This is a genomic window from Pseudogracilibacillus auburnensis (genome assembly GCF_003201975.1).
In the GTDB taxonomy this organism is placed as follows: domain Bacteria; phylum Bacillota; class Bacilli; order Bacillales; family Amphibacillaceae; genus Pseudogracilibacillus; species Pseudogracilibacillus auburnensis.
Window position 1 is genome coordinate 1 of the sequence record NZ_QJJQ01000026.1, and the last position, 14,795, is coordinate 14,795.

The 14,795-nt window shown below is 34.7% G+C and carries 11 protein-coding genes and 1 riboswitch; of the genes, 4 read left to right on the plus strand and 7 right to left on the minus strand.

From position 1 onward, the window contains the following. From DFR56_RS21675 to DFR56_RS21685, 3 genes are all read right to left on the minus strand, one after another. A partial coding sequence (locus DFR56_RS21675) for a helix-turn-helix domain-containing protein (RefSeq protein WP_158525763.1) occupies nt 1-120 on the minus strand: 120 nt, incomplete at its 3' end. A gap of 808 nt (nt 121-928) precedes the next feature. Next, a complete protein-coding gene (locus DFR56_RS21680; RefSeq protein WP_110397552.1) occupies nt 929-2,101 on the minus strand; it encodes an NAD(P)/FAD-dependent oxidoreductase in 1,173 nt (390 codons plus the stop codon). A 135-nt stretch (nt 2,102-2,236) separates the two neighbouring features. Beyond that, nucleotides 2,237-3,475 (minus strand): CdaR family transcriptional regulator, encoded by a 1,239-nt coding sequence (locus DFR56_RS21685; RefSeq protein ID WP_110397553.1) that lies wholly within the window; start codon nt 3,473-3,475, stop codon nt 2,237-2,239. Nucleotides 3,476-4,064: 589 nt separating this feature from the next. On the opposite strand from DFR56_RS21685, the gene DFR56_RS21690 reads away from it, so the two are divergent. Next, entirely contained in the window at nt 4,065-5,423 is a 1,359-nt protein-coding gene (locus tag DFR56_RS21690) for a sodium-dependent transporter (protein ID WP_110397554.1), read from the plus strand. A gap of 311 nt (nt 5,424-5,734) precedes the next feature. Further along, nucleotides 5,735-5,840, plus strand: a riboswitch (SAM riboswitch). A 222-nt stretch (nt 5,841-6,062) separates the two neighbouring features. Further along, entirely contained in the window at nt 6,063-7,271 is a 1,209-nt protein-coding gene (metK, locus tag DFR56_RS21695) for a methionine adenosyltransferase (RefSeq protein ID WP_110397555.1), read from the plus strand. A 17-nt stretch (nt 7,272-7,288) separates the two neighbouring features. Here metK and DFR56_RS21700 read toward each other — a convergent pair whose 3' ends face one another. The 3 genes from DFR56_RS21700 to mnmM all read right to left on the minus strand — a co-directional run bounded on the left by DFR56_RS21700 (nt 7,289) and on the right by mnmM (nt 9,370). Continuing rightward, nucleotides 7,289-8,155 carry a C39 family peptidase gene (locus DFR56_RS21700; protein ID WP_244916611.1) on the minus strand — a complete coding sequence of 289 codons (867 nt, stop codon included), beginning with the start codon at nt 8,153-8,155 and terminating at the stop codon, nt 7,289-7,291. Between the two features lie 44 nt (nt 8,156-8,199). Next, nucleotides 8,200-8,730: a gamma carbonic anhydrase gene (locus DFR56_RS21705; RefSeq protein ID WP_110397556.1), complete on the minus strand. Its 531-nt coding sequence runs from the start codon at nt 8,728-8,730 to the stop codon at nt 8,200-8,202. 73 nt (nt 8,731-8,803) lie between these two features. After that, nucleotides 8,804-9,370 (minus strand): tRNA 5-(aminomethyl)-2-thiouridylate-methyltransferase MnmM, encoded by a 567-nt coding sequence (gene mnmM, locus DFR56_RS21710; protein WP_110397557.1) that lies wholly within the window; start codon nt 9,368-9,370, stop codon nt 8,804-8,806. A gap of 381 nt (nt 9,371-9,751) precedes the next feature. On the opposite strand from mnmM, the gene leuS reads away from it, so the two are divergent. Next, entirely contained in the window at nt 9,752-12,163 is a 2,412-nt protein-coding gene (gene leuS, locus DFR56_RS21715) for a leucine--tRNA ligase (RefSeq protein ID WP_110397558.1), read from the plus strand. Between the two features lie 567 nt (nt 12,164-12,730). On the opposite strand, the gene DFR56_RS21720 is transcribed toward leuS, so the two are convergent. Beyond that, complete coding sequence (locus tag DFR56_RS21720; RefSeq protein ID WP_110397559.1) at nt 12,731-13,483, minus strand: VCBS repeat-containing protein; 753 nt, start codon at nt 13,481-13,483, stop codon at nt 12,731-12,733. Nucleotides 13,484-14,105: 622 nt separating this feature from the next. On the opposite strand from DFR56_RS21720, the gene DFR56_RS21725 reads away from it, so the two are divergent. Then, nucleotides 14,106-14,795: a response regulator transcription factor gene (locus tag DFR56_RS21725; RefSeq protein ID WP_110397560.1), complete on the plus strand. Its 690-nt coding sequence runs from the start codon at nt 14,106-14,108 to the stop codon at nt 14,793-14,795.

Consider the following 14,795-nt stretch of genomic DNA (forward strand, 5'->3'; position numbering starts at 1 on the left):
ATTCCATCGATGAAGGAAATGATTATACACAAATCTTGCACAACCAATTGTTTTAGCAATTAGTTTTTCTTGGTTTTTATTGGGATAGATCCGAAATTGATAGGCTTTAAGTTTCAACATATGTTCCACCTCGTTTTTATACTTTCATTATACTTTGTGGAACGTGTGTTTGCAAATGGATGTGAGATTAGATTTATAGCTCCCAGGCGTCCATTCATCCCACGATTGAAATCGCGGGTGTTCTGGACATTTTACATAAAGTAAGTGTTTGGTTCGGACAAATCACTTCTTATGCTATTTATGAAATTGACTCCTAGTGTCATTATTTAACAAATGATAAAAATATAATTCATCTTTATACTTCTCACGAAAAAAAGCACTCTCTAAATGTATGCTTATTTGGCAAATACATTTCAAAAAGAGGCCTTTTACTCGCTGTTAAAAGGATTAGTATAAGCATTATTCTTAAATTGGAATAATAGATTTATTTGTTTTAAAGTTGTGAAATAAGTATAGTGGTATGTTCTATTATATCAGTTCTAACTACTACCATATAATTAGGGTCTGCTGAACAACTAAATTGCGTTTCTTCCTATCGTTGTCTTTTAGCGAAATGTGACATGCTTTCCACAGGCACGGCTTCAGCCTCCGATGCTCAGGACATGCTAGTGCGGGTGTTGCGACAAAGCTTTTCGATGGGACTCCGCTAATGTTTGTCCCATCGAAGACTATTCGCTTTTCCCGCTGGAGTCAGTCACTATCGCTCCGGACAACTAGAGTAGTTCATTACATATGCAAAGTTTTTTGGTAAAACATTCAAAACCCTTGTACTTTATATCGAGAAAAATGGGTACAAACTGCTGATGTAGATGGGATTTCTTTTTAATCAGTAAACCCTATGAACAATTTCGAAAAATTAACCTTCATATCATATAATTGCTTCTTCAATTACTAACTTACCCTCAGCAAATCGTTCAAACCTTAACGGAGTAAAATCGATCGTTGCATATTTACCAGTTCTAATCAATTCAGACAAGGCCTTTCCTACTGCTGGCGCTTGTTGCATACCGTGACCACTAAAACCAACTGCTAAATAATAGCCATGTAACTCTGGATGTTCTCCAATAATAGCGTTTTGGTCTTCTGTATTATGACTATATATTCCTGCCCAACCACTTTGAATTTTAGCTCTTTCAAAATTAGGGATTCGATTTGCTAAAGTTGGCCATAGATATTCCATAAAAAAAGATCTTCTCCACCTAAAATCAATTCCAGGGCGAACATCTTCCGAATATCCTGAGATGACTGAATTTCCTTCATGCCGAAAATATACTCCGGTTGGGTCAACTGTTAGTGGTAATCTCTTTTTTAATGGTACAGCATAATTAAACTGGATAATTTGTCTTTTCAGTGGAACGACAGGGATTGGTAATCCAACTGTTTCACTTAGAGCAGGGGCCCATGGACCTGCACAATTGATGATGATAGAAGAATGATACATATCCCCATTTACTAATTTAATACCGATTACATTTTGGTTTTCTTTTACTACTTCTTGCACTTCTTCATACATGTACGTTGCGCCTAAAGACTTCGCCTTCTTTGCATATCCTTGCATAACAGAATAAGGATCCAGGTATCCGTCTTCATTAGAATATAACCCTCCGCTAATATCTTGCACATTAAGTTCTGGAATAATCTGTAATAAATCATTTTTTGATACTACTTCGGAATTAACATCATATTTTTGTTGTAATTTTGCTAACTTTTCCAGGCGTTTTAACCCTGTATCATCACTACTCAAAAATAAATAACCATGTTGTTGAAAGTCTATTTCCGCGAGCTGATCATCTACTGCCATCTCTTCTGGAAAGGCTAAATACTTTTGAACACCATATTTTCCGATTTGGATATTGACGTCTGTCGTAAATAATTGTCTAATTCCACCAGCACTTCTTGGAGTGGAAGAATATTCATACATTTGATCTTTCTCAAACACAATAATTTCGCCGTCAAATTCGTCATTGAGTAAATGATAAGCGATACTTGATCCAATGACTCCGCCTCCGACAATAATGATATCTGCACTTTTTTTAGCCATCGATGTCACCCTTTACAATGATTGTTTCAGCTAACCTTATCTTAATTTTATTGCATAATCTATGGTTACTATGCACAAAAATAGACAGAATGAATAAATGGAAAAAAGCCTATCATTAATAAATTGAATGCGCCATCAATGATCACAAGCATTGTGAGGCAAATTGTTCAATTTGTACAAATAAGAGCTTGATTCACCATCGTTTTTTAAAATGAGATAAAGCAACATACAATGTTGAAATTTTCTAGTTTGTATGGAAAGGGTGTCTTCTAGTTTTTTTAAGCGATATATGAGAGTGTTGCGGTGTATAAATAGTGATTTTGCAGCTTCACTAATGTTCATGCCATTTTCACAATATGCTATAAAACTTGCTTTTAATTCACCAAAATTTTTATCATTCATCCATTCGTCCATTCGAAAAATAATTTTTTCTTTAAAATTACTTTCAATGGTATAAGGTAATAAATCTGTAACGATTTCCCAGTCATAGTAACTCAAAATATGTTGTGCGCTATTGATATTCTTATGGTGCTGAATTAAATGATTTGCTTCTTTGTAGGATTGATTTATTGTCCGAATGGAAGAAGTTAGTTTTCCAGCAGAAATATAAATAGAATTCATTTGATATCTTTGAAAACATTGGAGTAATTTTTTTCCGTTTTCTTTGAAAAGCTTCATGTATGAAGTGTATTCCTCTATATTGGTAACAGATTGTATGATAACTATTTTTTCAGTATTTAGAAAACTGATTATACTTGTGTCATTATTACTGAAGTTGAGATGGACGTCTCTCATTATTAATTCTTTCACGTTAATAGCTGTGAGAGGGTATATTTTGTCGTCAAATTCTTGCAATAAAAAATTATCTAAGTCAATTACGATACAAAAAGACATCATTTCTTTGTTTAAACGGAGTGTTTTGCAACATTGTTTGAATTGTGATTCATTGATCGTCTCGTTTTGTAAAATATATTGAAGATTCGTCTCAATCATCTTATTTTCTAAATCTGCAATTTGACGATAAAAAGCATCTTGCCATAATAGTTCAACATAACGCTTTGTTAGCTCTGCATGGGGTTTTACTTTGTCTGGAGGACCGATAATTCCTAAGACTCCAATTGTTTTGTGATTAAAATTTAATGGTACAGCAATTCCTGGTAAGACATTTTCAAATTCTACTACATCTGATTCATCAAAAGAAATATAGTCTTTATGTTCAAGGACTTTTTTGGAAACGGGATGGTACGTACCAATTCTTTCTGGGTCGGTTGCTCCAATTATATAACCATATTCATCACTTAAACTAATCGAAAAAGGCAATCCCTTCGAAACCGCTTTCACCACATTTTGTGCAATATGTACTAATTCATTCATTAGCAATCCACACCTTCACTATTCCAATTTTTAAAATATTATATACTTTAACCTTAAAAAAGTAAATGACTGGTGAAAAAATCTAGGCAAAATGCCTATATTCACGAACAACTAAGATATGTTAGACTATTAAAAAACTTGAACGACGAAAAAACACACCTACTGGCAAGCCGTCAAGGCGGTGACTAGGTATTGTTGTATGTATATAAATGAATATTCACTTATTGATCAAGCCTTTATGGAAATCCTTCGTTGCACTTATGCGAGTCAAGAAAATATACTTTCTTATCTGCCAAAAAAGTATTGTTCATGCCTTTTTTCAAATAGCAATTAAATAAGAAGAAACGGATACTGGGAATCTCGATAAATTACTTCATTCACTATTAAGTGAGGATTCGAGAGGAAGGGGATTGAGTCCGATCGTGCGAGAGGTTGAAATTGCATACATGGAAATGAAATGAAATTTTTTTGAGTATTCGAAAGCAAGGATCACTTAAAATAAAAGAATCGTGTTTTTGACAAAGTGAATCATTTTTTAAGGGATATTTTAGTAAAGGATCATTCACTATACGAGGAGAGGAGGGTAACGTTGAAAAATAATGAAAAAGGCTCGTATAGGGAGAACTGGAGAGGTAGGCTAGGTTTTATTTTAGCATCTGCTGGATTTGCTATCGGACTTGGAAACATTTGGAGGTTTCCTTATGTCGCTGGTAATAATGGAGGTGGTGCATTTTTACTCATCTATGTGCTTATTGTACTATTAATTGGTATTCCTTTGTTTTATGCTGAAGCAGGATTAGGGCGAAAAGTACAAACAAGCGCAGTAATGGGATTCAGAAAACTAACGAAAAAGGGAAGTCCTTGGGTATTGATTGCATGGCTTGGATTAGTAGCATCTGGGCTTATTATGTCTTATTATATCATGATTATGGGATGGATTTTTTTCTATATAGTTCAAGTTGCATCGGGAGCATTCAAAGATGCGACAACAGAACAAGTTGTAGCTACTTTTGATCATTTAGTCACAAATCCTACTCAAGTATTTGGATATTCTTTAATTCCAGTCATCATTATTGGTTTTGTTGTAGCAAAAGGAGTTAGGAATGGAATTGAACGTTTTTCTAGATTTTTCATGCCTGTTCTATTTCTGTTGCTGGTTGTTTTAGCAATCTATTCGTTGTCTTTACCAGGTGCATTGGAAGGTGTCGTCTGGTATTTAAAACCTGATTTTTCCGTGATTACACCCAGTACATTTCTTGAGGCATTAGGTCAAGCATTTTTTTCGGTTGGAATTGGCTTTGCTGCCGCCTTTACATATGGTAGTTATTTAAAACCGAAAACGTCCAACTTAGTTTCTGATGGTGCTTGGGTTGTTATACTTGACACGTTAATTGCTTTTATTGCAGGTCTTGTTATTTTTCCCGCGCTATTTGCCTTTAATATTGCCCCAAATTCAGGAACAGGATTATTATTTGTCACCATCCCTAATATGATCGATTTATTGCCAGGAGGCATTTTCATTGGTTTATTATTTTTCTTCTTGTTTACCATTGCAGCATTAACAACCGGTGTAGGGCTTGTAGAAACAATAGTGGCAAATTTAGCAGATTTAACTGGTTTAAAGAGAACCACGAGTGTTATGCTTACACTTAGTATAATGGTTTTATTTTCTATTCCTTCGATACTTTCACAAGGCCCATGGTCTCATATCCAAATGTTTGGAATGGATATCTTTGGAATCATTGACTATATTTCTGGAAATATTTTACTTACTATTAGTGGATTAATGTTATCTCTTTATATTGTTTTTGTCTGGAAATTTGAAAACTATCGAAAAGATCTTAATATAGGCGCGGTAGGTTTAAAAGTTTCAGCAACTTTAAAACCTGTTATTAATGTTCTTATCCCTGTTTCGATCATGATCATTTTACTATCGATGATACTTTAAAAATATCGGCTATGCATAAATGAACAAAAAGAAAATAAGATACAACTTTAAAGTGACAAACAGAGAACATTAATGGAAGACTTTGAAGGGATACACGGATTCTCTTCTCAAAAAAGCACAAACATAAAAATGTAAATTTAATCTATAGTAGAAGCTTTTAGATTTGACATCTACATTCATTTAGGATAAACTACTTCGTAAAGTGAGTATATGGACTCGCGTTTTGCTTTTAACTTGAATATCTGAAAGTAGTTTTAATGGTTATAAACCCTGATGATATGAAATGTGATGATAATTAAAAAATACGGACTCTCTTATTCGGAGTTGGTGGAGGGACAGACCCGAGGAAGCCCAGCAACCATCACTTAGGTGAAAAGGTGCTAACCTGATGCAAGGATTTTCCTTGAACAATAAGAGTGAAAGGCAAGTATCCTTTCCTCATGAAAAAATGGAAAGGATTTTTTGTTTTCTAGAAGGAATATGTGAATTAATGCAGAATGAATGTTGATAGAAAAGGATATTTTGATGCCTTACATTCATCGTGACTATGGTTTAAAAGTGTCACTAAATTAAACCGAGTCTTCCTTATATCTCTGATAACAAGAGCTCCGTGTACTATTTTAAGGAGGCTTTATTTAAATGGGTAAAAATCGTCGTTTATTTACATCTGAATCAGTAACAGAAGGTCATCCGGATAAAATGTGTGACCAAATTTCAGATGCTATTTTAGATGAAATTTTAAAAAATGATCCTTATGCACGTGTTGCATGTGAGACAACTGTAACGACTGGGCTCGTATTAGTCGCAGGAGAAATCACTACGTCAGTTTATGTTGATATTCCTGCAATTGTGAGAAGAACGATTAAAGAAATTGGGTATACACGAGCGAAATATGGATTTGATGCGGAAACTTGTGCAGTTTTAACCGCAATTGATGAACAATCCCCTGACATTGCAAGTGGGGTTGATACAGCGTTCGAAGCGAGAAATGGAAAGAACCATCAAAAAGTAGAAGAAGCAATTGGTGCTGGTGATCAAGGCTTAATGTTCGGATATGCTTGTGATGAAACAGAGGATTTAATGCCACTACCGATCTTTTTAGCACACCGATTAGCAAAAAGACTAGCAGACGTACGTAGAGAAGGGGTACTTGATTATTTGAGACCAGACGGAAAAACACAAGTCACGATCGAATATGATGAGAACGATCAGCCCATTCGTGTCGATACAGTTGTCATTTCAACACAGCATCATCAAGATATTACACTTGAAAAAATTGAAAAAGACATGATGGAACATGTTATTCGACCAATTGTACCAAGTTTTTTACTTGATGACAACACCAATTATTTTATCAATCCCTCTGGCCGCTTTGTAATTGGTGGACCACAAGGCGATGCTGGTTTAACAGGTAGAAAAATAATAGTTGATACGTATGGTGGCTATGCACGACATGGTGGGGGAGCTTTTAGTGGGAAAGACGCAACTAAAGTAGATCGTTCCGCCGCTTATGCTGCTCGATATGTCGCCAAAAATATTGTCGCTGCTCATTTAGCGGAAAAATGTGAAGTGCAATTAGCTTATGCGATTGGAGTTGCACAGCCGGTTTCCATCGCTGTCAATACGTTTGAAACAGGAAAAGTAGCGGAGGACAGGCTCGTTGAGGTCATTCGGGAGATTTTTGATTTGAGCCCAGCTGGAATTATTAATATGTTAGACTTAAGAAAACCAATTTATCGTCAAATTGCCGCTTATGGTCATTTTGGCAGAAGTGATGTAAGCTTACCTTGGGAAAAAACGGATAAAGTAGAACATTTACGAACATTATTAAAGAATTATGTGTCATAAAAAAGCAGGCAAAGTTACTAGTAAATAGTAATTGCCTGCTTTCCCATTTGTACCCATGCTTCGATAAAATTTTCTTTCGATGCACTATCTTGATAATCTAATGGGTCATTAAAATAAATATTTTCCTCATCATAACCAGTGATAAGTACCGAATGTTCCCGGTACGTTATGTCAATCGGCCCATCTTCCGTATGCCAAGTGATAAATTCACTTTCTGGTAATTTGCTATAATGAGAATTTATTATCACCCAAACAGGTCTTCCCATACTTAATTGTTCTTTCACTTCTGAAAAGTCCTCCCCTGTGAAGTCATAGATAGTTAAATCTTCAGCATATTGCTCCGCTAGTTCTGCTATAGGCTTATGGTAAACTCCAAGTCCCGGTGTGTTTAGTGCAAGCATATCACCAACAAAACCATTATTCGGATTGCCGAAATAAGTTTTCCCATCTCTTCTTTCAAACACTGCAGGATTTCGTTTTACATTATCAGCAAGCTCAAGTTTATCGACATGAATATCATTAAAAGCTAATAACATCCCGAGTGATACTAGTTCACAACCTCGAGGTAACTCTGGTAATTGTTTAATCAATGGTGCCTCTAATTGGATTTCATCCCTTAAAATATTTGGTTCATTCAGAATAAAGTTGGATGTTTGCTGTTGTAAAATTTCTTCTTTTTTGAGTTCTTCCCCTTTTGTAAAAATCGATGTCGTTGCGTGTACAATAATCGTATGGTTTTTGTGAATATATAAACCTAAAAACGCAATGCTTGCCAAGGATAAGAGGATAGACAAAGTTATATCTTGTCTTTTTTTCTTTTTAACACTTCGTAGTAAAAAAAAGGATGCTAATAAGACGGAAACAAAAAACAAACTAATAATCATAAAAATCACTCCATGATTAGATTATGAAAGAGAGTAGCAATCTTTTAGAAATCTAACCCTAAATCAGTATGTTTTTTATAGTAATCTCGTTTGTCCACATAAGACTTACGAACTCGAGCCATTTCTTCTAAATCTTTTTCAGTAAGTTCACGAACAACCTTCGCTGGACGACCAAATGCTAATGTGTTTGGTGGAATTTTTGTTCCTGGAGAAACTAAACTACCAGCACCAATAAACGCATTTTCTCCAATTTCAGCACCGTCTAGAAGAATTGATCCCATGCCAATTAAAGCATTTTTGCGGATGATACAACTATGTAATGTTACTTGATGACCAATTGTCACGTCATCTTCCACGATTACAGGTAAATCTGGACTTTGGTGCACACATGATAGATCTTGTATATTTACGCGTTTTCCAATTCGAGTTGGTGCGACATCGCCACGAATAACGGTTTTAAACCAAATGCTTGCCTCTTCATCTATTGTCACGTCACCGATAACCGTCGCATTTTTTGCAATAAAAACGGATTCGTGAATGTTGGGTTCGATATTTTTGTAATGGTGTATCATCATTTTCCTCCGATTGTTAAAAAACTAAATTCTATATTATCATAGCATATAAGCGATGAAATGGAAGGTTGGAAGCTTACTTTTTTTCAATCGCAACGATAAAAGGCGGGTTGTTTTTTTGATTAATAAATTGATACTGTAAAACTGCATATAATTTTTGATCTAATTGTTGTGCATATTGAAGGACTGCATCTTTTTCGTCCATTCCACCTTCATGACCAAAGTAAATAACAACGACAATAAGTGCACCTTTTTTTAAATAAGTTAATAGAGCATTGATCGCCGCGATAGTGGAATCGCCTTTTGTAATTACTTGTTTATCACTGCGTGGTAAATAGCCTAAATTAAAAATTGCGCCGCTAATTTTACCGTGTAAATCAATTGGGATGTATTGGTCAACCCTAGCATGGCTATCATGAATATAAGTAACATGATGAAGATCATTTGCTTTTAGCAGTGCTTTTGTTGTTTCTATTGCTTGGTTTTGAATATCAAATGAATAAACATGACCTGATTCTCCAACTAGATTAGCTAAAAGAAGCGTATCATTTCCATTGCCACAAGTTGCATCAACAACGTAATCGCCTGGCTGAATCGTTTGTTTTAGTAAATAATGTGCATAAGGTATGATGCCTTTTAACATAATGATGAACCCCAACTTTCTATTTGAATATAATAGTTTACAATTAGCTTAGCATGTTCTAAGGCAAAAATTAATTAAATGAGTAATTACAGTGAAAAGTAGCACGAATCTTGACAAAGCCTGTCTGATTCACTACAATTCGAGTAGTTAGTTTAAATTTTTTTATAGATGGAAGAACGCGAAATTTAAAAGGCTAGCTCCTCATTCCTATCTATTTTTAATGAGTAGCTTTTTTACATTTAAGAAGATGTTCAAAAAGTAAAAAAAAATGACGCATCGAATTTCTGCGTCGGCAGCTAAGAAAGAATAAATCCTTTAACAGATTTAAAAATGAACTACATAATACATTGAAATGATTTTTACTAGAGGGAGGCACTCTTTGTGAGTTATAACCATGAAAAAATTGAGCGTAAGTGGCAACATTACTGGTTAGAAAACAAAACATTTAAAACAAACACGAATTCAACAAAGAAAAAAATGTACGCACTTGATATGTTTCCATATCCGTCAGGGTCTGGACTTCATGTTGGGCATCCAGAAGGGTACACTGCAACAGACATTATTTCTAGAGTGAAGCGGATGCAAGGGTATGAAGTATTACATCCGATGGGCTGGGATGCGTTTGGGCTTCCGGCCGAGCAATATGCGTTAGATACAGGAAATAGTCCAGCTGCATTTACAGATAAAAATATCGCTACATTTAAACGGCAAATTCAAGAATTAGGCTTTTCTTATGATTGGGATCGTGAAATCAATACGACTGACCCATCTTATTATAAGTGGACACAATGGATTTTTACTAAATTATATGAAAAAGGTCTCGCCTATATGGATGAGATCGAAGTAAATTGGTGTCCTGCTCTCGGAACAGTTCTTGCAAATGAAGAAGTGATTGATGGAAAAAGTGAACGTGGGAGTCATCCAGTTGTCAAAAAACCGATGAAACAATGGGTCTTAAAAATCACAAAATATGCGGATCGTTTATTAGAGGATTTAGAAGAGCTTGACTGGCCTGAAAGTATTAAAGATATGCAACGAAATTGGATTGGACGCTCGGAAGGTGCAGATGTTACTTTTGCGGTAGCCGGCCATGAACTAGAATTTGAAGTGTTTACGACTAGACCAGATACTTTATTTGGAGCAACATATGCAGTTTTGGCTCCCGAACATCCATATGTAAAAGAGATTGTTACAGATGAACAACGTAGTGATGTTGAGATTTATTTAGAAGAAGTCACAAATAAATCAGAAATTGAACGTACAGATGTATCGAAGGAAAAAACAGGTGTATTTACTGGAGCTTATGCGATTAATCCGGCAAATAATCAAAAAGTACCAATTTGGATTTCTGATTACGTATTAATGACATATGGAACTGGTGCGATTATGGCAGTTCCAGCGCATGATGAGCGTGACTATGAATTTGCAACGAAATTTGGTCTACCAATTGTAGAGGTCGTTGCAGGTGGAGACATTTCGAAAGAAGCATACATCGGTGATGGTGAGCATGTTAATTCAGCATTTCTAAATGGATTAAATAAAGAAGATGCGATAACAAAAATGATTCACTGGCTTGAAGAAAACGGCAAAGGAAAAAAACAAATAACGTATCGTTTACGTGATTGGTTATTTTCTAGACAGCGTTACTGGGGTGAGCCGATTCCAGTTATTCATTGGGAAGACGGAACGATGACGACTGTACCAGAAGAAGAGTTACCACTTGAGTTACCAACTATGACGGAAATTAAACCTTCTGGAACAGGAGAATCACCGCTAGCAAATAGTGAGTGGATCAATGTGGTAGACCCTAAAACAGGTATGAAAGGTCGCCGTGAGACGAATACAATGCCACAATGGGCAGGAAGCTGTTGGTATTATTTACGATATATTGATCCGGATAATGATGAAAAGTTAGCAGATCCAGCATTACTTGAAAAATGGCTACCTATTGATATTTATATTGGTGGTGCAGAACACGCTGTATTACATTTATTGTATGCTCGTTTTTGGCATAAATTTTTATACGATATTGGTGTCGTGAAAACAAAAGAACCATTTAATAAATTATTTAACCAAGGCATGATTCTTGGAGCAAATAATGAAAAAATGAGTAAATCCAAAGGAAATGTCGTTAATCCTGATGATATTGTTCAAAGCCATGGAGCAGATACATTACGCTTGTATGAAATGTTTATGGGACCACTTGATGCAGATGTTGCTTGGTCAACAACTGGGTTAGATGGAGCACGTCGTTTTCTTGACCGTACATGGCGTCTAGTCATTAACGAGGATGGGAAGTTATCTGATAAAATCGTTGATGAACATGATGGAACAATGGAACGTGTCTACCATGAAACAGTTAAAAAAGTGACGAAAGACTATGATGATTTACATTTTAATACAGCGATATCACAAATGATGGTGTTTGTGAATGAAGGGTATAAAGCAGAAAAAATATCAAAACAGTTTATGGAAGGTTTTGTGAAACTTCTTTATCCAGTAGCACCACATATAGGGGAAGAGCTTTGGGATCGTTTAGGTAATGAAGATACGATCACATATGAAGCTTGGCCTACTTATGATGAAGCTAAATTAGTAGAAGATGAGGTAGAGGTAGTTATCCAAGTAATGGGGAAAGTAAGATCAAAAATGAAAGTAGCAAAAGATATTTCCAAAGACGATTTAGAAACAGAAGCATTAGAAGATGAAAGAATTAAGCAGTGGATTGAAGGAAAGACGGTGCGAAAGGTTATCGTTGTTCCAGGAAAGCTCGTGAATATTGTCGCAAATTAACATGTTAGATGATTAAGCTGCCGGGAAACCTCGGCAGTTTTTTCTATTGAAAAGAAACTACCACGGTTTTACCCCGCGTGCTACCAACTATTGTGAAAATGAATTTGTTTTTATACATTAGGTCTTCTTAAAAACCGCAATACATACAAAAGTATTAAAATGATCACTCTGCACTGTGTTTTATTACTGTTGCGGATCATTCGATTATTATCACTATGTAAGAGATAAAGAAATCCGTCAGTGTATTTAGTTGATGTGATCGTATTCTGAATGCCTTAACACGAATATGGAAACATTTCGGCATCATCGTTTGAATCAGTCCGTTGGCACACTAAATTATCCCTATTTCCGCTAAATGAACTTGTCGTTGCGCCGAATAATAGCTGTTTCCGCTGAATGAACCTGTGATCGCGCTGAATTGTTGTCGTTTCGCGCTGAATGTACTCCTGCTGTTGCGCCGAATTATTATCACTCGGAATCAAAAGTTTTTAGAGAATCGAAAAAACCAGGCAGCAATTTTTTTAAGTAAACTAAAAAACAGCTTTCAGAAATTCGCTTTAAAAAAGCCTATTCAACCCAATCGGATGTTAGTATAATCCATTTATCATTTTTAAAGTACCATAGTGTTTCCACACGTCCCAATAAGTCATTATCATTTAATCCTGAAATGGGTTGAGAACTCTTCAATCCATACCCTTTTGATTCACTAATTAAAACTGGTTCCAAATGAGATATAGGATGAATAATGATTCTTTTTTTCTCTATTAATTTCCCATCTTCATCGTAAATATTTTCTTTCATATATTTATTTTTTTTATTTGCGACGTCTATCATGATCGGTTTACTCTTCGGATTCATTTGTAGGCTTATTTTAAAGTCACGTAAAAATTCCCCTTGAATATAATGGTGTTCTGGTAATGGTATTTGATGAATGTCTCCGTTTTTTAATGAGTATAATTGATAATCATATTGTTGCTTTTTTTCGTCTTTTGCAATTTGATAAAACAAATCAAATACATTATCCTGATTAAGGTCGATTAATTGTATACTTGGGTCATATCCACCGTTAAAAGAAATTTTCCATTGTTTTGCGAACGGACTTGAAATATTTAGCCACACATCACGATAGTAGTTACTTTTATTCGATAATAAAGTACCTTGTAACTTAAAATATTCTCGTAATCCATCACCGGTAATATCTTCTTCATATGAATTAATAAATGAAGGTTCACCATTTTCGTTAGCTGCTACTGTCATATTCAGATTACTTATGCATAGCAAGACAGAAATAAATAATAATAAATAAAAGCGTATCATCATAAGGAAATACCTCCATTTTTTTGATAAGCCTATTTTGTGTCAATTTTTGTTTCACTATACACTTATTCCTTTGATGAATGCATAAAAAGTAATCGCAGTTCATCTTGGTTGAATGGGCAAAAAGGAAAAGTTAAAAAGAAGAAATGTTTTATTAGCGTATTATTTAATAATATATAACGTTTTCTCTTTTATTTTTTGAGTTTTTACAAGTACTCTTTAAAAAATGAAACAATACAATAAGCGTAATGTTATTTAATTTTTAATATGGCCTCTCCATTGACAGATGCCATTTTTCCGTGAGTAACGATGATATTTTGAATACGTATTTCATCTATGATGTAATACTCTATTTCTTGCAAGAAATAGAGTATGTTCTCATTTTCCTATAATCTGTCAAAATTCATGTGCTTCCCTTCTCAAAATAGCAGCATATGTTAAATATTTGAATGTTTACTGAAAACTTAACCTGATCTTTACCTATTACGTGTAGACTACTAGTTGGAACTAATTTGTTTTAATACCCAAAGATCTCTATGATTATATTAACAAAATATTCCGAAATATTATATTTAATATAAATGATAATGATTCAACTAAGCCTAGTAGAAAAGGGGGTGATTACATGGCTGGATATAAAATATTAATAGTGGAAGATGAGGAAGCCATTCGTAGTTTAATTCAACTTTATTTGGAAAATAGAAAATTTATCGTGTATCCCGTTGTAGATGGAAAGGAAGCGCTTTGTATCGTTCAGAATAAAAAGCCTGATTTAATTTTATTGGATATCGAAATGCCTCAAATGGACGGGTTTGAAGTGTGTCAAAAAATTCGAAAGATAATGAATGTGCCTATAATTTTTATTAGTAGCCGACGGGGTGTAACGGATAAAGTTAAATCATTTGAAATTGGTGGGGATGATTATATCACTAAACCATTTGATTTTGTGGAGTTAGAAGCACGGATCAATGCAAATATACGTAGATATTCAGCAACAAAAAAAATAGAACAAAACAATATACTTCGGTTTAATCAATTAGAAATTCATTTAGAGAGTTTTGAATGCTATATAAATGGAGAGCAGATTCAACTATCCACACGTGAAATGGAAATACTTATCATTCTAGCAAAAAATCCGAATCATGTATGGAGCGCGGAGAGTTTATATGATCGTATTTGGGGGTTCGAATCAGCAGGGGATGTACAAACAATTAAAGTCCATATAAGTAATTTACGCAAAAAATTAAATAACCATTTGCCATCATTGGATTATATCGAAACCGTTCGGGGGTTTGGATACAAGTTTATTTGTTAA